17 protein-coding genes are annotated in these 19,044 nt (G+C 66.5%); 8 read left to right on the forward strand and 9 right to left on the reverse strand.

Annotated features, from left to right (window positions below; genetic code table 11):
• Positions 1-2 precede the first annotated feature (2 nt).
• The 5 genes from HBF32_RS00290 to HBF32_RS00310 all read right to left on the reverse strand — a co-directional run bounded on the left by HBF32_RS00290 (position 3) and on the right by HBF32_RS00310 (position 6,816).
• Positions 3-935 carry an MBL fold metallo-hydrolase gene (locus HBF32_RS00290; RefSeq protein ID WP_166697652.1) on the reverse strand — a complete coding sequence of 311 codons (933 nt, stop codon included), beginning with the start codon at positions 933-935 and terminating at the stop codon, positions 3-5.
• An 89-nt stretch (positions 936-1,024) separates the two neighbouring features.
• Positions 1,025-3,763: a lamin tail domain-containing protein gene (locus HBF32_RS00295; RefSeq protein WP_166697653.1), complete on the reverse strand. Its 2,739-nt coding sequence runs from the start codon at positions 3,761-3,763 to the stop codon at positions 1,025-1,027.
• A gap of 241 nt (positions 3,764-4,004) precedes the next feature.
• The gene (gene upp, locus HBF32_RS00300) at positions 4,005-4,643 is read right to left on the reverse strand and encodes a uracil phosphoribosyltransferase (RefSeq protein WP_166697654.1); all 639 of its coding nucleotides are present in this window, start codon (positions 4,641-4,643) and stop codon (positions 4,005-4,007) included.
• A 174-nt stretch (positions 4,644-4,817) separates the two neighbouring features.
• Positions 4,818-5,129, reverse strand: coding sequence for a PsiF family protein (locus tag HBF32_RS00305; RefSeq protein WP_166697655.1), 312 nt, complete (start codon positions 5,127-5,129; stop codon positions 4,818-4,820).
• A 190-nt stretch (positions 5,130-5,319) separates the two neighbouring features.
• Positions 5,320-6,816, reverse strand: coding sequence for an aminotransferase class III-fold pyridoxal phosphate-dependent enzyme (locus HBF32_RS00310; protein ID WP_166697656.1), 1,497 nt, complete (start codon positions 6,814-6,816; stop codon positions 5,320-5,322).
• A gap of 213 nt (positions 6,817-7,029) precedes the next feature.
• On the opposite strand from HBF32_RS00310, the gene HBF32_RS00315 reads away from it, so the two are divergent.
• From HBF32_RS00315 to queA, 6 genes are all read left to right on the forward strand, one after another.
• On the forward strand, positions 7,030-7,938 hold the full coding sequence (locus tag HBF32_RS00315) for an ABC transporter ATP-binding protein (protein ID WP_166697657.1): 909 nt from the start codon (positions 7,030-7,032) through the stop codon (positions 7,936-7,938).
• Positions 7,935-8,714 (forward strand): ABC transporter permease, encoded by a 780-nt coding sequence (locus HBF32_RS00320; RefSeq protein WP_240147766.1) that lies wholly within the window; start codon positions 7,935-7,937, stop codon positions 8,712-8,714. The genes HBF32_RS00315 and HBF32_RS00320 overlap by 4 nt, the downstream gene beginning before the upstream one ends.
• A gap of 36 nt (positions 8,715-8,750) precedes the next feature.
• Complete coding sequence (locus HBF32_RS00325; RefSeq protein ID WP_240147767.1) at positions 8,751-9,920, forward strand: sensor histidine kinase; 1,170 nt, start codon at positions 8,751-8,753, stop codon at positions 9,918-9,920.
• Positions 9,920-11,053 carry a sensor histidine kinase gene (locus tag HBF32_RS00330; protein WP_166700385.1) on the forward strand — a complete coding sequence of 378 codons (1,134 nt, stop codon included), beginning with the start codon at positions 9,920-9,922 and terminating at the stop codon, positions 11,051-11,053. The genes HBF32_RS00325 and HBF32_RS00330 overlap by 1 nt, the downstream gene beginning before the upstream one ends.
• Positions 11,050-11,652: a response regulator transcription factor gene (locus HBF32_RS00335; RefSeq protein WP_166697659.1), complete on the forward strand. Its 603-nt coding sequence runs from the start codon at positions 11,050-11,052 to the stop codon at positions 11,650-11,652. The genes HBF32_RS00330 and HBF32_RS00335 overlap by 4 nt, the downstream gene beginning before the upstream one ends.
• 152 nt (positions 11,653-11,804) lie before the next feature.
• Complete coding sequence (queA, locus tag HBF32_RS00340) at positions 11,805-12,836, forward strand: tRNA preQ1(34) S-adenosylmethionine ribosyltransferase-isomerase QueA (protein WP_166697660.1); 1,032 nt, start codon at positions 11,805-11,807, stop codon at positions 12,834-12,836.
• Positions 12,837-12,853: 17 nt separating this feature from the next.
• Here the strand turns inward: queA and HBF32_RS00345 are convergent, their stop codons facing one another.
• Entirely contained in the window at positions 12,854-13,633 is a 780-nt protein-coding gene (locus tag HBF32_RS00345; protein WP_166697661.1) for an IclR family transcriptional regulator, read from the reverse strand.
• A gap of 151 nt (positions 13,634-13,784) precedes the next feature.
• Here HBF32_RS00345 and fucP point away from each other — a divergent pair, with 151 nt between their 5' ends.
• Positions 13,785-15,083, forward strand: a complete 1,299-nt coding sequence (gene fucP / locus HBF32_RS00350; RefSeq protein WP_166697662.1) for an L-fucose:H+ symporter permease — start codon at positions 13,785-13,787, stop codon at positions 15,081-15,083.
• Positions 15,080-15,436: an L-rhamnose mutarotase gene (locus tag HBF32_RS00355; protein WP_166697663.1), complete on the forward strand. Its 357-nt coding sequence runs from the start codon at positions 15,080-15,082 to the stop codon at positions 15,434-15,436. Before fucP ends, HBF32_RS00355 begins: the two co-directional genes overlap by 4 nt.
• Positions 15,437-15,712: 276 nt before the next feature.
• Here HBF32_RS00355 and HBF32_RS00360 read toward each other — a convergent pair whose 3' ends face one another.
• From HBF32_RS00360 to HBF32_RS00370, 3 genes are read right to left on the reverse strand one after another with little or no spacing between them, the layout of a single operon-like run.
• The gene (locus HBF32_RS00360) at positions 15,713-16,855 is read right to left on the reverse strand and encodes an alpha-hydroxy acid oxidase (protein ID WP_166697664.1); all 1,143 of its coding nucleotides are present in this window, start codon (positions 16,853-16,855) and stop codon (positions 15,713-15,715) included.
• A gap of 4 nt (positions 16,856-16,859) precedes the next feature.
• The gene (locus HBF32_RS00365) at positions 16,860-18,179 is read right to left on the reverse strand and encodes an enolase C-terminal domain-like protein (RefSeq protein WP_166697665.1); all 1,320 of its coding nucleotides are present in this window, start codon (positions 18,177-18,179) and stop codon (positions 16,860-16,862) included.
• A complete protein-coding gene (locus tag HBF32_RS00370; protein ID WP_166697666.1) occupies positions 18,173-19,033 on the reverse strand; it encodes a fumarylacetoacetate hydrolase family protein in 861 nt (286 codons plus the stop codon). Before HBF32_RS00370 ends, HBF32_RS00365 begins: the two co-directional genes overlap by 7 nt.
• Positions 19,034-19,044 lie beyond the last annotated feature (11 nt).

Genomic DNA, 19,044 nt, shown 5'->3' on the forward strand with positions numbered 1-19,044 from the left:
GTTCACCGGCCGAGGCCATAGCAGTCGAGGTCGTGGGCGACGACCAAAGGGCCCTTGTAATGGACGCGGATGGCGGCGATACCCTCGTTCAGCCTGTCCAGCGAGCGCTTCATGTTGTGCGCGAGCACGAGCCGGCGGGGAGCGACCTCGCCGGCGAGCTCGCCCAGCGACGTGGGGGAGCGATGCAGGCCGATGGGCTGGCCCGGTCCTTCGGGAATCACGTGGTGAACGATCATGAGGTCCGGCTTCTTGCCTGCGAGGCGCGAGGCGAAGGCCTCGCTCTCGTCGTTCTGGTCGCCCGCGAAGACGGCCGTCTTGCCTTTCGCTTCCACGAGGAAACCCAGGGACGGTGCGTCGCCGTGGTGGACCGGCATCGCGGTCAGGAATATGTCGGACCCGATGGCGAAGCGCTTCGGCGGATCGTCCTGCTTGTCCGCCTTCACTTCGCGGATGTCGAGTTGCGTGCTGCCTTCCTCGCCGTCCAGGTAACCGGCCAGGTAGCGCCACGCGCCGTGGTCGCGCGATACGAGGCCGCGCACGAAATCGGTCGTTCCCGGGAAGCGGCCGGCGCCATTGGGGCCGATCAGCAGCAGGCGCGGACCGAGTTCCTCGAAGGCTCCCATGTTGAGGATGCCGGGGAGGTCCACGGTATGGTCCGCATGCAGATGGCTGAGGGCGATGCCGTCGAGGGTGGCGACAGTGGCGCCGGCTTCGCCGAAGCGCAGGAAGGAACCCGGGCCGGCGTCGATCAGCAGGCGCGGCACGCCGTCGATGCGAACGAGGTAGCTGGCGGCTGCGCCGATGCCTTCGGCGATGGGGCCGCTGGAGCCAAGCACCTGCACGGTGACCGGGTCGGAGGGACAGCGCAGCGGCGCGGCAGGCTTCGGCGCGGCGAGCGCGAAAGCGGGCAGGGTAGCGAAAAGGGCCAGGCCCATGCGTTGTTTCCAGCGCGACGGCATCGCGGGTGCCTCCAGGTTCCGATGATCCGAACGAGGTGCCCGGCGAACCGGGCACCTCGCCTGTATCAGAACAAGCTTAGCGGAAGCGCCACCATGTCCACCACGAAACCGTCGTGGTCGGACGAACCGATCGCCTTGCGCACGCCCGTGGCGGACGCCGAGTCGTCGATCGTCTGCACCGGCGCGTCGAGGTTGCCGCGGCCATACTGCATCTTCAGGAACAAGCCGCGCGCGACGGTGTTCAGCAGCGCGTGGTCGAGCACCTGGTGCGTAGGCACCTGGCGCGGGGACTGGCCCTGGATATTGCCGAAGTTCTCGGTGAACAGGAACGAATAGCGGTCCTGTGCGGGCACCGAGTCCACGGCGTTCCACAGTGCCGGCTTCACCAGGTTCCTGCCGAGCTTCAGCAGGTTCTGGCTGTCGTCGTACCTGCCCGAGACCAGGCCCACCACATCGGTGAAGCCGTCGCTGAACTGGTACGAATTGAAGTCGCCCACTACCAGCAGCGGGGCCAGCAGGTTCTTCCGGTCCGTCTGGATGGCCTGCACCTGCGTCGCCAGCGACTTGGCCTGGAGGAAGCGCTTCTCGCGATCGCGATCGGCGGCGGGGCCGGTCTTGTCCACGTTCTGCCGCGCCTTCGGATGCACCGAGATCACGTTGATGCGCATGCGGCCGACGATCGACGGTACATCGGCGGTCAGCAGCAGCGGCGGGTGGTCGTGCACGAAGGCCGTCTCGCCACCGTCCTGCCAGGTCTCGTCGGCACCGAGCTGGCGCACGTCGAGCACGCGCACGCGGTCGGTACGGACCAGGAAGCCTACGTTGATGCCGCTCGGGTCGTGACCCGGCTGCAGGATCGCCTCGTACTGCGCCGGGTAATCGTCGCCCAGCTGCTTGGCGAGACCCTGAAGCACCTGCAGGCTCTTCACTTCCTCCACCGAGAGGATGTCGGGCAGCTTCAGCACGCTGCCGATATACGCGGACAGGCGCTGCGTCTTCAGCTTCACCTCGTCGGCGGTGGGTTCCGTGTCGCCGCCGCTGCAGGTGAACGTGGTGTTGAACTCGGTGTCGCAGAAGCGCTCGGTATTCAGCGCGCCCACGCGCACCGCGTAGAACGGACGCGAATCCACGGCGCGCGGCAGGGGCGCCGCCTTCTTGATGTCGATCGTCGTCGGGATGAAGGTGTACATGCCGAACGCGTACGACATCACGCCTTCCGCGCGGAACGTGGTGCCCGCGTTGAACGGCGTGTTCGGGGTGACCGCGCCGAAATCGGCGGTGTTCATCTTGAACACCTGCGGGTTGCCCGACCAGTTCGGCAGATTCACGCCCTCCGGCACCGGCACGGTGTAGCGCACCCCCGGTTCGCGGAGCGAGCGCTTGCCGTTGGCGGTGATGTACACCTCGGCGAAGGGTTCGTTGCTGAAGCGCAGGTTGCCCGTGGTGATCATGCCGTTGTCGATCGACACGCGCATGCCCACGTAGCACTGAAAGTTCGTTGCGCCGCAGGACAGTGCGTCCGGATCGGACGACGGGATCGTGTCGCCGAACACGACGGCCTTCGGCAGGCGCACACCGTGCTTCGTAGCGGTGATCCCGGCGTTCTTCAGTTCCGGCAGGTTGAAGTAGTTGTCGACGGTCGCTTCCACGTCGACCATGTCGCCCACCTTCACCGATGGCGTCGTGCTGGTGAACACGTAAATGCCGTTGGAGGTGAGACGGTCGTCGTCGGCGCGGCTGTCCGGCGTCTGCATCGTGAAACCCGCGGGGCCCACGGCCGTGACGATGTTGCCGTGCGTCGTCACGCGCTTGCCGAGCAGCGGCGACACCTGGCCGCGACCGGTGACCTGCCAGATCTCGGCGGCAACCGGGATCTCGTTGAGGATGGCGCCGACGGCCGAACCCTTGGCGATCGTGACGTCGCCCCCGGTGGCGTCGCTCAGGTTGACGCGGAAGGCCTTGTCCGGGCCGGCGGTCTTCGCACCGTGCACGGTCACGTCGAGCGTCGTGCTCGTGCTGCCGGCCGGGATGGTCAAGGTGGTGTCCACGGCGTCGTAGTCGCCGGCGGCCACGGTGGCCGTGTCGTCGGCCGTCGTGGCGTGGACCGTGACGTCTGTCGTGGCGGGCTCGCTCAGCGCGATCGCAAACGGCATGCGCTGGTCGTCGCCGTTGCGCACGCTCACGGTGGCGTCGGCGATGGACACGCTGAGTCCCTGGACGGTGCAGGGCGACGTGCTGGCGCGCGGCGCGGTGGGGGCTACCTTCACCCAGTCGGCCGCGTTGTCGCCGCTGTTCTGCGGCAGGCCGGCGCCGTTCAACTTGCGGCCGTAGCCCTGGTCGCTGTTCGAACTGCCAAGGCTGGCGAGCGGCGTGCCTTGCTTGTAAGCGGAACCGGAGCTCAGGCCGACCCGGTCGACGATGGCGCCCGAAGCGTTCAGCAGCGCGAGGCCGCCGTCGTCCGTGATACCGGTGCCGTACTTGAGGTCCGGCGTCACGCTGCCCGAATAACCCGAGGACGCGCCGTTCGCCAGGAGCAGGAAGCAGCCCGGCGCCACCGACGTACCGGCGGGGAACGTCAGGCGCGTGCCCGTCGTGCCGCTGGCATTGGAAGCATTCAACTTGTAGCCGGAAACGTCCAGGGCGGCCGTGCCGGTGTTTTGCACTTCCACGAATTCGTCGTTGCCGCCGCTGGGGCCGCGAACGCGGAACTGCGTGATGGAGAGATTCGCCGCCTGCAGCGACGATACGGCCATGAGGCCTGCCAGCGCCGCCCATGAGGCGCGCCGCGAAGTGGTCAAACGCATTCGAATGTCCCTCGAGTCGTTAGGGTAGTGTGCGACCCGAAGCACCCCGCATCCCCTGCGCGGCGTTTCCCCCTGTCGGGTCCACCGCGCGAGTGTGCGCCGACTTTGTGACAGCGGGATGTGACGAAACCGACGGCTTCGGGGACACGACCCTCTGTAGGAGCCGCTATAGCGGCGAGGAAATCTCGCGAGAGCCGGGCAAGATTGCTCTCGCCGCTATAGCGGCTCCTACAACGATGGCTTAGCCTGGCTTCTGCTTCGTACCGAAGATCTTGTCCCCGGCATCGCCGAGTCCCGGCAGGATGTAGCCGAGTTCGTTCAGCCGTTCGTCGATCGAGGCCACGTAGATCTCGATATCCGGATGCGCCGCCTCGATGCGTTTCAGGCCCTCGGGCGCCGCCACGAGGAACAGGCCCTTGATGCGCTTCGCACCCGCGGCCTTGAGCATGTCCACGGTGGCGACGAGGGTGCCCGCGGTGGCAAGCATAGGATCGACGATGAGCGCCGTGCGCTCGGCCATGCCGCCGCTGAGTTTCTCGTAGTACGCCACGGGTTCCAGCGTTTCTTCGTCGCGCTGAATACCCACCACGCTGACCTTCGCCGAAGGGATCAGTTCGAGCACGCCGGAGAGCATGCCCAGCCCGGCACGAAGGATCGGCACGATGGTGACCTTCTTCCCCTTGATGTGGGTGACCTCGACCGGACCGGCCCAGCCGTCGATCGTCTTGCGCTCCGTCTCCATGTCCGCGGTCGCCTCATAGGTAAGGAGCGCAGCCACTTCGGAAGCCAGCTCGCGGAATTCCTTCGTGCTGATGCCGGCGCGGCGCATGAGGCCGAGCTTGTGCTGGATGAGGGGGTGCTGGACTTCGACGATCTTCATGGGCACGGGACTTCGGCTGGCGGTGGCCACGATTGTCGCATCTACCTCAGGGAGAAGCGCACTTGTGGGAGCCGCTTCAGCGGCGATCCCGCGGCAGCGGGCAACCCTGGCGCGAGCACCCATCGCCGCTGAAGCGGCTCCCACAGTGTTCCGGCAGCAGCAGGCCGGGAAGAATCAATGCTTGAGGCAGCTGCTCATGAAGCTCTTCCGCTCGTCGCCCTTGAGGCCCTTGGCGGAAGCGTCCTTGTTACATGACTTCATTTTTTCCTGCTGCGAGGTCTTCGCCGGCTGCTCGCCTTTCAGGCAACTGCTCATGAAGGCCTTCCGCTCGTCGCCGGTCTTGCCGGAGGCCTGGGCATTGCAGGTGCTCATCCGCTGCTGCTGCGGGGTGAGGTCCTTCTTGGCGGGCATCTGCTGCGCGGCGACGGTGCCGGCGGCGAAAAGGGAGAGGGAAACGACGGCAAGGACACGAAGTTGCGTACGCATGGCGAACCCCAACGTGAAACCGGGCGAATCCGGCGGGTGGAGCTTACCGCGATCCATGGGCAGACGTGCAGTCGTAGACGCGCACTTGTAGGAGCCGCTATAGCGGCGAGAAGCCAACGGAGTGGCGAAGCGGCGAGGCAAGTTCCCCTCGCCGCTATAGCGGCTCCTACACGAAGCGAGGGACGTCGCCTCAGGCCGCCTTGGTGGAGGCTCGGCGCGGGCCTTCCTTCAGGGCGTGGCGGATCTCTTCCACGATCAGGTCCACTTCGGCGCTGGTCACGCGGAAATGCGGGGTGAAGCGCAGCGAGTTGGCGCCGCCGTGGATCACGCCGATGCCGCGCTCCCGCATGTATTCCTCAGTGGAACCTTCACCGTAGCACTTGAATTCCGGCGCCAGCTCGCAGGAGAACAGCAGGCCGGTGCCCTGTACCTTGGTGATGAGGCCGCCGAGTTCGCTCTTCAGCGCCTCCATCTTCTTCAGGAACTCCTGGCCCTTTTCGCGGATGTTGGCGCGAACCTCGTCCGACAATTCGTCGAGCGTTGCAAGGGCCACGTCCAGCGCGCGCGGATTGGCAGTCATCGTGTTGCCGTAGATGCCCTTGCGGTAGAGTCCGGCCACGCGATCGGTCACGGCCAGGACGGACAGCGGGTACTGGCCGGCGTTGAGCGCCTTGGAGAAGGTTTCCATGTCCGGCGCTTCCATCGACTCGAAGCCCGGGTAGTCCACGATCGACAGCACGCCATGCGCGCGCAGGCCGGCCTGGATCGAATCGACGAGCAACAGCGTGCCGTGCTCGCGGGTGAGTTCGCGTGCGGCGGCGTAAAACTCCGGCGTGACCGCGCGGCCCGGATCGCCTTCGCCCATCACCGGCTCGAGGAACATCGCCTCGATGAACCAGCCCTGGCGGTCGGCTTCGGCGAACGCGGCCTTCAGCTGCGCCACGTTGTACGGATCCACCGTGATCAGGGTGTCCTCGTTGCGGAAGCTGGCGAGGTGCTGCTGGTAATTACGGCGCGAGGAGTCCGAATAGATGGCGGGGCGTTCGGTGCGGCCGTGGAACGCGCCCTTCACGGCGAGGCGCTTGATCGTGCGGCCGGCATGGCGCGCACCCGGATCGGTCATCATGCGCGCGTTGACGTCGGCGATGCGGCCGGCCAGCGTCACCGACTCCGAGCCGGAGTTCAGGCAGAGGAAACGGGCATAGGGACTGCCGCCGCGGGTGTGGCCGAGTTCCTTGCGCAAGGCATTCGAAAGGCGCAGCTGCGACACATTGGCCGTCATCACGTTGGCCATCACCTGCGGCCGGGACATGGCTTCGAGCACGTGCTCCGGATTGTGGCCGAAGCCGAGCATGCCGTAGCCACCGTTGTCGTGCAGCACCGCACCCTTGAGCGTGACGATCCAGGGGCCGCGCGCGGCGGCCGGCACGTACGGGTTCACGCCGTCGTCGGGATAGAAGTTGACCAGTCCGGCCTGCGCGCGATGGATCTGCTCGGATTCGTCCAGGCGAAGGAAGTCGGCCATCTCGTCGCGCAAAGCGCGGTGATAGGCCACGGCATCTTCGATGGCCCTGACCAGGGACGCGTCGGTCGTCGCGAACCGCGCGATGGTCGCGTCCGGCAAACCCCGGGTACGCGGCGAACCGCCGAAGTCGCGCAACTCACGCAGAAGACCGATGACGTCCATAAACCATTCCTCGCACAGGTGACGCGGCACTCGCTTGCAACGATCCCTTAAGATGCCGCTAAGTATCTATATGTAAAGGGATTATCAACTCAGCATAGCACGCGTATTTGGACGGCGTAACCCCCGGGTGACGCTTGTCACATGCGCACAATGACGCAAGCGACTGTCGCCAATGGCTTGCGCGGGAATATGTTGCGCTGCAAGGAGGGGAGCATGAACGACACCCGCATCGCCGGCCTCGTAAAGGCCCGTAAAAACTATGCCGCGATCACCGCGCTCGACGGCATCGACCTCGACATCCATCGTGGCGAAATCCTGGCCTTGCTTGGCCCCAACGGCGCAGGTAAAAGCACCAGCATCGCCCTGCTGCTGGGCCTGCACCGGCCGGACAGCGGCAACGCCACGCTGTTCGACCGGGACCCCCAGGACATCGAGGCACGCCGGCGCATCGGCGTGATGCTGCAGTCGGCCAACCTGCCGGCCACGCTGAAGGTAGGCGAACTGCTCCGGCTGACGGCCAGCTACTACCCGGAACCGCGCCCCATCGCCGAATGCGCCGAACTGGCTGGCATCGCCGACCTGCTCGGCCGCCGGTACGGCGCCTTGTCCGGTGGGCAGCAGCGGCGCGTGCAGTTCGCGCTGGCGATGGCGGGCCGACCCGACATCCTGTTCCTCGACGAACCCACGGTGAGCATGGACATCGATGCCCGCCAGTCGCTCTGGGCCGCCATCCGTCGGCTGGTGTCCGAGGGCTGCGCGGTCGTGCTCACCACGCATTACCTGGAGGAAGCCGAAGCGCTGGCCGACCGCGTGTGCGTGATCGCCAAGGGACGCGTGGTGTCCGAAGGCAGCGTGGATGCCTTGCGCGCGCACGTGTCGCTGCGCCGGATCCGCTGTATCACTTGCGTAAAGATCGAGACCTTGCAGGCATGGCCCGAGGTCGTCTCGGTCGAGACGAAGCAGGATCGTACGATCATCGCTACCGCGCAGGCCGAGACGGTGGTGAAGCGTCTGCTCGACGCCGACCCCTCGCTTTCCGAACTGGAAGTGCAGCGTGCCGGCCTGGCCGAAGCGTTCCAGGAAATCACCCGCGAAACCGAAGACGTCCGGGAGGCCGCATGACCGCCATCGACAGCACCACCACGCCCGTCATGACGACGGGGCGCGTGGTCAATGCGTACCTGGAGGAAGCGAGGGCGGAATGCCTGCGCTACCTGCGCAATCCCGGCTTCCTGCTGCCGACGCTGCTGTTTCCGTCGGTGTTCTACCTCATGTTCGGCATCCTCCTCGGCCATGCGAACGGTGCCGACGCACCGCGCTACCTGCTGGCTTCGTACGGTACCTTCGGCGTGATGGCGCCCGGCCTGTTCGGTTTCGGCGTATCGCTGGCGCTCGAGCGGGACACGGGGCTGCTCACCTTGAAGCGCGCGTTGCCCATGCCGCCCGGTGCGTACCTTCTCGGCAAGATGTGCATGGCCTTGCTGGTGGCGGCGATCGTTTCGGTCATCCTGCTCTGCCTGGCCGTCTTCCTCGCCGGGGTGAGCCTGCCGCCGTCGCGCATCGGCATGTTCTTCGCGCTGGAAGTGCTGGGCGTGCTGCCGTTCGCCGCGCTGGGCCTGCTGGTCGGCACGCTGGTGAAGGGGCAGGGTGCGCCGGGCATCGTCAACCTCATCTACCTGCCCATGGCCTTCCTGTCCGGCCTGTGGTTCCCGCTGTCGGTCATGCCGGCCTTCCTGCAGTCGATCGCGCCGCTGTGGCCGGCCTACCACCTCAACCGGCTGGCGCTCTCGGCCGTCGGGCTGGGGCAGGGTGGGGAAGCCTTGCATGCCGCCGTGCTCGCCGGCTTCACCGTCGCCTTCGTGCTGGTCGCCGCGCGTCGCCTGCGCCGACATGGTTGAAGTAGCATGACGGCACGCCTTTCCACGGATATTCCCATGCATCGCTCGTGGTTCCAGCCGACGCCCGATTCGCTTTGGAACCGCTTCCGCGACAGGCCGCGCCTGCGTATCGCGAGCTTCTTCAATCTCGTATGGGCGGTGTACGTCTTCGGCGACCTCATCTTCTCGCAGACGCTGGGCCCGCACTGGGGCCTGGCCACCGCGATCTCGTTTCCGCTCTTCCTGTTCTTCTATGCCATGAGCTACGTGCGCCCGCTGCGCCACCTGCCATGGTTCATCGCCGCCGTCGCGCTGCTCTCGTATGGCACGCTGCACTTCAATGCCAGCGGCGGCGGCACGTACATCATCTATGCCTGCGCGATGACGAGTTTCGGCGGGGCGCCGAAGAAGTGCCTTGCCGGCATGGCGATCCTCCTCGGCATCTTCGCGGCCATCGCGTATTTCTCGGCCGGCTGGCCGATCTCCATCATCGCCACGCTGAGCTTCATCGCGTTGTCCGTGGGCACCATCAATGTCATCTACCGGTTCAATGCGCAGCGCGACATCGAGCTGCAACTCTCGCACGACGAGATCCGTCGGCTGGCGGCGACAGCGGAGCGTGAGCGCATCGGTCGCGACCTGCACGATCTGCTCGGGCACACCTTGTCGCTGATCACGCTCAAGCTGGAGCTGTCGCGGCGCCTGCTGGACCGCGACAACGCGGCGGCACGCCGGGAGATGGAGGAAGCCGAGCAGGTGGCGCGCCATGCGCTGGCGGAAGTGCGCTCGGCGGTCACCGGCATCCGCGCGTCGGGCGTGGTGGCCGAACTGGCGGCGGCGCGCGTGTTGCTCAACACGGCGATGATCGACTTCGTCTACACCAGCAACGCGCCCGAGTTGCCCACGCGGCTCGACAACCAGCTGGCCCTCGTCCTGCGCGAAGCGGTGACCAATATCCATCGCCATGCCGGTGCGACCTTCGCCGAGGCCACGGTGACGATGGACGAGCAGATCTGCACAATGACCATCGTGGACAACGGGCGTGGCCTCGCCGGTGGCGAAGGCAATGGCATCTGCGGCATGCGCGAACGGGTGCGTGCCCTCGGCGGTACGCTGGCTTTCGAATCGAACGTGCAGAAGGGCACGATCGTGCGCATCGAGGTGCCGCTGACGCCGGTCGACCGGCTGCCTGAGCCTTCGACCGAGCCGTCGCGGCTGGCCTCGTGATGCGCATTCCCCCGCCACATAAGGATTCCCTCCTTGGCGGGCTGCGTTCGCCGGTCTACCTGCGCTGGCAGGCGGGGCTGCAGGTGTTCTGGCTGATCGCGCTCATCCAGGCGCCGCTGGCCGTCAAGGGCTTCCACTGGGCCTGGATGGCGCCGACGCTGGCGACCATTCCGGTCTACCTGGTCTGCTACACGGCGGTGTATGCGGGACCCCTCGCGCGCTTGCCATTCCATGCGGGAGCCATATCGACGCTGGGCTTCGTGCTCTGGCCGGTGAATCCGCTGGCCTTGGGTTACGTGGTGATCGGCGTGGTGCTGCTGGCCTATGCGAACCGCCTGCCTGTCTGGTTGGGTGGCGTCGCCGTGGCCACGCTGGTCACCCTCGGCTGGGTCTACGCCTTCGACGTACCCATGATCCACGTGCTGGTCGTATTCGGCGCGGGCCTTGCCGCGGGATTCAGCAATTACCTCTACGTGCGAAGCGCGCGCCGCGATGCCGAACTGCGTCTCTCGCAGGCGGAAGTGCGGCGGCTCGCCACGCTGGCCGAGCGCGAGCGCATCGGGCGCGACCTGCACGATCTGCTCGGCCATACGCTTTCGCTGATCACGCTGAAGTCGGAACTCGCCAGGCGACTCGCGCTGGCCGACCCCTCGCGCGCGCAGCAGGAGATGGAAGAGGTGGAGCGCGTCGCGCGTCATACGCTGGCGGAAGTCCGAAGCGCAGTCACCGGGCTGCGTGCGGGCGACCTTTCCAGCGAACTGGTGTCGGCGCGGCTGATGCTGGAATCGTCCGGCATCGCTTTCGAAGCGGAGCTGCCAGGCCAGCTGGAGTTGCCAGCGCAAGCGGAAGCGACGCTCTGCCTCGTGCTGCGCGAAGCCGTCACCAATATCCATCGTCATTCGCGCGCCACCGAGGCGCGTGTGGTCATCACCCGGAACGGACAGGACTTCTCGATGCGAATCACGGACAACGGCTGCGGCGGACTCGCCGCACACGGCAACGGCGTTTCCGGCATGCGCGAGCGCGTGCGCCAGATCGGCGGTCGCCTTGCCATCGACTCGCCGGCTCGTCACGGCACCACGCTGGCTATCGACGTGCCGATGCAGACGGGTCTCATGGAGCGTTTCGCATGATCCGCGTACTGCTTGCCGAAGACCAGGCCATGGTGCGCGGCGCGTTGTCCGCACTGCTGAACCTGGAATCCGATATCGAGGTGCTCGGTTCCGCTGCCGACGGCGAGAGCGCGTGGCGCGAGTTGCAGCGGCTCAAGCCGGATGTGCTGGTCACCGACATCGAGATGCCCGGTCTGACGGGGCTGGAGATCGCCCAACGGGTTCGGCGGCACGAGTTGCCGGTGAAGGTCATCATCGTCACCACGTTCGCTCGCCCGGGCTTCCTCCGCCGGGCTCTCGACGCCGGTGTCGGCGGGTATCTCCTCAAGGACGCCCCGGCGGAGAACCTTGCCGAGGCCCTGCGTACCGTGCACCGCGGTGGCCGCGCCATCGACCCGCAGCTGGCGCTCGAAGCCTGGTCCGATGCCGACCCGCTGAACGACCGTGAGCGCCAGGTGCTGCGCCTGGCCGGCGAGGGTCATTCCGCCAGCGACATCGGCACCCAGCTAAACCTCTCGCACGGCACCGTCCGCAACTACCTGTCCGAGGCCATCGGCAAGCTGGGTGCGGCCAACCGCATCGAGGCCTACCGCCTGGCGAGGCAGAAAGGCTGGCTCTGAAGGACGCTGCCCCTGTAGGAGCCGCTATAGCGGCGAGGAAACCTTGCGACCACCCGCCGGTCTTCCCTCGCCGCTATAGCGGCTCCTACAGAAGGACCTGGCCGGGCCGGATAGGCGATAATCCGCTCATCGCTCCATTCCCGGCCGTACCCGTGAAGAAATCCGACTTCGACTTCGAACTCCCGCCCGACCTCATCGCGCAGGCGCCGCTGGCCCGCCGCTCGGGTAGCCGGCTGCTCGTGGTCGACGTGGGGGCGCACAGCAAGAAGGACCGCAAGTTCCACGAACTGCCGGAGATGCTCCGCCCCGGCGACCTGCTCGTATTCAACGACACCCGGGTTCTCCCCGCGCGCCTTTACGGTCGCAAGGAATCGGGCGGTGCAGTGGAAATCCTGATCGAGCGCGTCACCGGTGCCCACGAGGCCCGCGCCCAGCTCGGCGTCAGCAAGAAGCCGAAGGAGGGCGGCCGTATCGAACTCGCCGACGGCAGCATGATCACCGTGCTCGGCCGCGAAGGCGAATTCTTCGTGCTGCGTTTCGACACCGAGGAACCACTGGAACGCCTGCTGTCACGCCTGGGCGAGATGCCCCTCCCGCCGTACATCGAGCGAGGCGCCGATACGTCCGACAATGAGCGCTACCAGACCGTGTTCGCCCGCGAACCGGGCGCGGTCGCGGCGCCCACCGCCGGCCTGCATTTCGACGAGGAATTGCTCGACCGGCTGCGCGAGCGCGGTGTGGACATGGGCTATGTCACGCTGCATGTCGGCGCGGGCACCTTCCAGCCGATGCGCGCGGACGATGTGCGTGACCATGTGATGCATCGCGAATGGCTCAACGTGGGTGCGGGGCTGGTGGAAAAGATCCGCGCCACGCGCGAGGCAGGTGGGCGCGTTATCGCCGTGGGTACGACGGTCGTCCGCGCACTGGAAAGCGCCACCGTCGATGGCGTCCTGCGTCCCTTCGCCGGCGAAACGCAGATCTTCATCTTTCCCGGCTACAAGATCACGAGCATCGACGCGCTGATCACCAACTTTCACTTGCCGCAGTCGACCTTGCTGATGCTTGTGTCGGCGCTGGCGGGCAAGGAGGCCATTCTGGATGCGTATCGTTACGCGGTGTTGCAACGTTATCGCTTCTTCTCGTACGGCGACGCGATGCTGATCGTGCCGCCGAAGACGTAGCGCCTGGAACGGGGTACTCAGACCATCGCCGCCCCGGGCGCACCATGCGACAGCTCCCGCGACACATCCCCAGCCGCGGCCATCAGCAACCGTGCCGTCTCCCTCATGTCGATCTTCGCCCCGCGCCGTTCGATGAACGGCACGGTGAGCGCGCACACCGCATGGTTTCCCTCGATGATCGGCGCCGACAGATCGGTCACGCCATCGACGACTTCGCTGGGAATCGTCGCAAGGCCCGCCTCGCGGATCTCCTTGATCGACGCCTCGACCCGCGCGCGCTTCAGCGTCGGCTCGTGCTCCAGCATCGTGCGGAACCAGCGATCCCGGGTTTCCTCGGTCTGCCAAGCGAGCAATACATAACCGGAGGCCGAATGCGAAATGGGCCGGCGGTGTCCGACACGCACTACAAGACCCGTTTCGCCCGGCGGATCGACGCGCGCGATCACCACGATCTGTTCCTGCGACGGCACCACCAGATGACAGGACTGGTCGATGTCCTCGGCCAGCCGGTGCATCACCGGCATCGCCGTTTCGACGAGGTTCCGCACCGGCGGCTGTTCCATGCCGAGACGGAACAGGCGCGGCGTGATCGAGTAGGCGCCGTCGCCGTCGGCGCGAGCGATGTAATCGCGCTCTTCCAGTACCTGGAGCATCCGGAAGATCTCGCCGCGGGAGCGGCCGACGCCGTCGGAGATCTCGGCGATGGACAGGGGCTGGGTCGCCTTGGCGAGCAGTTCCAGAATGTCGAGGCCCTTATCGAGGGCGGGGGCGCGATACTTCGGCGAATCGGAGGACATGGCATTCCGTGGCGGTGGTTGAATGTCGCGGAAGGAGTCTAGCCTGCGCTAGCCCGGCCTCATGTTGCACCGCAGCTTGTTATGCTGGTGAATATTGAGTTCATATTTGTACACGTCGGGGCGCGCCGTGTCACGGTGGAGGAGGGCAAGCATGCAGCAACACACGCCGATCGCGGCGCCGGCCACGCGCGCCCTCGCGCGTACTCCCCTGATTCCCCTGGTGCTGATCGTAAGCCTGTTCTTCCTCTGGGGCGTGGCGAACAACCTCAACGACGTGCTGGTTGCGCAGTTCAAGAAGGCCTTTACGCTTTCCGATCTTCAGGCGGGCCTCGTCCAGAGCGCCTTCTACCTTGGCTATTTCCTGCTCGCCATTCCCGCCGGCATCTTCATGCGCCGCTTCGGGTACAAGGCTGCGGTGGTCTTCGGTCTTCTTCTCTATGGCGCGGGCGCCTTGCTGTTCTGGCCGGCGGCGGCTACGGCGACGTATGCCACCTTCCTGCTCGGGCTCTTCGTGATCGCGGCGGGGTTGGCCTTCCTGGAGACCTCGGCCAATCCATGGGTCACGCTGCTGGGTCCGCGCGAATCGGCGGCGTCGCGCCTGAACCTCGCGCAGGCCTTCAACCCGCTCGGTTCCATCACCGGCGTGCTCATCGGCCAGCATTTCATCTTCACCGGGGTGGAGCGCACGCCGGCCGAACTGGCGGGCATGGACGCCATGGCGCGCACCGCCTATATGAAGAGCGAAGCCGCCGCCGTGCAGATGCCTTACCTGGCGATAGGCCTCGGCGTGATCGCCTGGGCCGTCATCATCGTCGCGACGCGCTTTCCGCGCACAGCGGCCGAAGACGATGGCAGCGACGCCGCGGAACGCGGTGTGCTGGGTCGCCTGCCACGCGACGGCCGTTTCATGTCCGCGGTGCTCGCGCAGTTCTTCTATGTGGGCGCGCAGGTCGCCATCTTCAGTTACATGATCCGCTACGCGCAGGCGACGATGCCGGGCACGGCGGACAAGACCGCCGCCAATTTCATTACCGCCGGGTTGCTCTGCTTCATGGCCGGCCGATTCGCCGGTGCCGCGCTCATGAAATACCTGCGTCCCGCCCGGGTGCTTGGCACGTTCGCCCTCGTGAACGTCGCGCTGGCGGCGACGGCTGCGATCGTGCCGGGAAGCGTCGGCATCTACGCGCTGGTGGCTTCGAGCTTCTTCATGTCGATCATGTATCCGACCATTTTCGCGCTGGGGGTCGAAGGACGGAGCGATGCCGAACGCAAGCTCGGTGCCTCGCTCCTGGTGATGTCGATCGTGGGCGGCGCGGTGATTACCGCAGCGATGGGCGCGACGTCGGACCGTTTCGGCATCGCCCATGCCATGTTGCTGCCGATGTCGTGTTTCGTCGCGATCTCCCTCTTTGCGTGGCGCCGATCCGGGGGCGGGGAGGCCGTCGCATGAGCTGGCAGTGCCTGGCGCTCGATCTTCGCGACGATCCCGCGGCCATCGCCGAGTACGAGCGCTGGCATCGCAATGAATTCATCTGGCCGGAAGTGGTGCGTTCGATCCGCGAGGCGGGCATCCTCGACATGCAGATCTTCCGCACCGCCAACCGGCTCGTGATGCTGATGCGTGTGGGGCCGGCGTTCGATGCCGGTGCCAAGGCGAAAGCAGATGCGGCGAACGAGCGTGTGCAGGCGTGGGAAGCCTTGATGTCTCGCTTCCAGCAGCCCTTGCCGTGGGCAGAGGCAGGGCAGAAGTGGGTGCCGATGCAAAGGATTTTCGACCTGGCCGACGTACCGTCCGCATTGTAGGAGCCGCTATGGCGGCGAGAGCACTCTTGCGAGTACGTCGCGAGATTTCCTCGCCGCTATAGCGCCTCCTACAGAAAAGCGGGCCCGTTGTGGGAGCCGGTTTTGCCGGCGATCCAGCAGCAGCGGGCAACCTTGCCGCAAGCACCCATCGCCGCTGAAGCGGCTCCCACACAGAGCCTGGCAGTTCATCGTAGGGGGAGTGTGGGTAGCGCGCTGGTGCGCGGAGGGATTACGGCCTGGCCGTACACGCGCCAGCGCGCTCCCCACAGCAAACGGTCATCCCTTCCACAGGATGTCTCGCGACACGCGGGTGGCATCCAGCGCGCCGGTGAGGGCCATCGATACGCTCAGTTCCTTGCGGATGAGTTCGATGGCCTGGGTGACGCCGGCTTCGCCGTTGGCGCCGAGGCCATAGAGGAAGGCCTTGCCGATGAGGCCGGCGCGGGCGCCGAGGGCGAGTGCCTTGAGCAGGTCCTGACCGCTGGCGATACCGCTATCGAACAGCACCTCGGTGCCGCCGGCCACTGCATCGACGATGTAGGGCAGCACATCGATGCTGGCCGGCGCACCGTCGAGCTGGCGGCCGCCATGGTTGGACACCACGATGGCATCCACGCCATGGGCCACGGCCAGCTTTGCATCCTCGGGATCAAGGATGCCCTTGAGGATAAGCTTCCCGGGCCATAGCTCGCGAATCCATGCCAGGTCGTCCCAGGTGATGGTCGGATCGAACTGTGCGGCGATCCACTGCGCGAGCGTGGTCAGGCTGTCCGCGCCCTTGATGTGGCCGTCGAGGTTGCCGAAGGAACGGCTTGGCGCGCGCAGCACGTTCCACACCCAGCGCGGTTTGCTGGCGATGTCGAACAGGTTTCGCAGCGTGAGCTTCGGGGGAACCGAGAGTCCGTTCTTGATCTCGCGGTGCCGCTGCCCCTGCACGGTGAGGTCTGCGGTGACCATCAATGCGGAACACTCCGCCGCACGCGCACGCTGGATGAGCTCCCGGGAAAATCCCCTGTCGCGCATCACGTACACCTGGAACCAGAACGGTACGTCGGTGCCGGCGCGCACCTGTTCGATCGAGCAGATCGACACGGTGCTGAGGCAGAATGGAATGCCTGCCTTCGCGGCGGCGCGCGCGCCGTGGATCTCGCCGCTGCCGTATTGCAGCCCCGCCATGCCGGTGGGCGCGATCGCCAGCGGCATGCTCAGCGGCTGCCCGACCACGGTCGTGGCGAGCGAGCGGCGGTCCACGTTCCGCATCACGCGCTGGCGGAAGCGCAGGCGTTCGAAGGCGCGGCGGTTTTCCCGCAATGTCACTTCGTCGTACGAGCCGCGGTCGGCGTATTCGAAGAAGGCACGCGGTACGCGGCGCCGCGCGAGTTCGCGCAGGTCGGCGACGTTCGTGACCGGCGTGGCCATGACGTCAGCGGTCCGCCGCCATGGCCACGCCCTGCCAGACGATGCCGTCGGGATACAGGTGATCGCGTATCGACGCCGGATGCATCTGCGCCGAGAAGCCGGGCGCGGTGGGTGCCACGTAGCGGCCCTTCACGATGCGCACCGGATCGACGAAGTGCTCGTGCAGATGGTCCACGAATTCGATGGCGCGGTCTTCCTTCTTGCCCGTGATGGCGACGAAATCGGCCATGGCGAGGTGCTGCACCAGTTCGCACAGGCCCACGCCTCCCGCATGTGGAAAGACGCGCACGCCGAAGTGCGCCGCAAGCAGCAGGATGGCCAGGTTTTCGTTCACGCCGCCGACGCGCGCGGCGTCGATCTGGATCAGGTCCACGGCGCCGGCCTGCAGCAGCTGCTTGAACAGCACGCGGTTCTGGCCGTGCTCGCCGGTGGAGATGGGCGTGGGCGCGACGGCGCGGCGGATAGCCGCGTGGCCGAGCACATCGTCAGGGCTCGTCGGTTCTTCCACCCATGCGAGGCCGACGCTCTCCAACGGCTTCAGCCACTCGATCGCACTCCCCACGTCCCAGCGCTGGTTCGCGTCCACGGCGATGGCGATGTCGGGGCCTACCGTGGCGCGGGCGAGCCGGCACCGGCGGATGTCGTCTTCGAGGTGCAGGCCGACCTTGAGCTTGATGGTGCGGAAGCCGTCGTCGACAGCCTGGCGGGCGAGGCGCTGCATCTTCTCGTCGGTGTAGCCCAGCCAGCCGGGGGAGGTGGTGTAGGCGGGGTAGCCTTCCGCCTCCAGTTGGGCGATACGCAGCTTCTTGTGCGGTTCCGCCGCGCGCAGGATCTCCAGTGCGCGGTGGGGCGTCAGCGCGTCGGTGAGGTAGCGGAAGTCGACCTGGTCGACGATCTGTTCCGGCGTCATGTCGGCGATGAATCGCCATAGCGGCTTCCCGGCGCGCCGCGCCGCGAGATCCCAGGCGGCGTTGATTACCGCGCCGATGGCCATGTGCATCACCCCCTTTTCGGGGCCGAGCCAGCGCAGCTGCGAGTCGCCGTTGAGCTGGCGCGCGAAGTCGCCCAGGCGCTCGACGATATCCTCCACGCGCCGGCCGATCACCCTCGGCTCGAGCGCGGCAAGCGCCGCCGTCTGCACGTCGTTTCCGCGTCCGATCGTGAACACGAGCCCGTAGCCGGACAGGCCGTCGGGACTGTCCGTGCGCATCACCACATAGGCCGCCGAGTAATCCGGGTCCGGGTTCATCGCATCGGAACCGTCGTGGTCGATCGAGGTGGGAAAGCGGACGTCGAACGTGTCCAGCGCGGTGATCGTCACCATGCGTTGCGGTCTCCATAGGCCACGACATCCTGGCGTTGTCTTCCCAGTCCCTCGATGCCCAGTTCGATCACGTCGCCCGGCTTGAGGTAGGTGGGCGGCTTCAACCCGAGGCCGACGCCGGCGGGCGTGCCCGTGCTGATGACGTCGCCCGGCATCAGGGTCATGTAGCGACTGATGTAGCTGACCAGCTGCGCCACGCCGAACACCATCGTTCGCGTGTTGCCGTTCTGGTAGCGATGCCCGTTCACTTCGAGCCAGAGGGAAAGGTCCTGCGGGTCGGCCACTTCGTCGCGCGTGACCAGCCAGGGGCCGATCGGGCCGAAGGTATCGCAGCTCTTGCCCTTCACCCACTGGCCGCCGTGCTCGAGCTGGAAGGCGCGCTCGGACAGGTCGTTGATCACGGCGTAGCCGGCCACGTGTTTCAGGGCCGCTTCCACCGGTACATGGCGCGTCACTTCGCCGATGATCACTCCCAGTTCCACTTCCCAGTCGGTCTTCACCGAATCGAGCGGAATCACCACGGTGTCGTTGGGGCCGCCGATGGCCGTCGTGGCCTTCATGAACAGCACGGGCTGTTCGGGCACCGGCGCGCCGGTTTCCGCGGCATGGTCGGCGTAGTTCATGCCGACGCAGATCATCTTGCCGATGCCAGCCACGGGAGCGCCGTAGCGCGGCGTTCCCGCGACGAGGGGGAGCGTGGCGGGATCGATCGCGGCGAGGCGGCGCAGGCCTTCATTGCCGATGACATCGCCGGAGAGATCTGGCACGACGCCGGAGAGATCGCGCAGGCGGCCTTCGCCGTCGATGAGTCCAGGCTTCTCCTGGCCAGGGGCGCCGTAGCGGGCGAGTTTCATCGCATGCGTCC

The organism is Luteibacter yeojuensis (assembly GCF_011742875.1).
In the GTDB taxonomy this organism is placed as follows: domain Bacteria; phylum Pseudomonadota; class Gammaproteobacteria; order Xanthomonadales; family Rhodanobacteraceae; genus Luteibacter; species Luteibacter yeojuensis.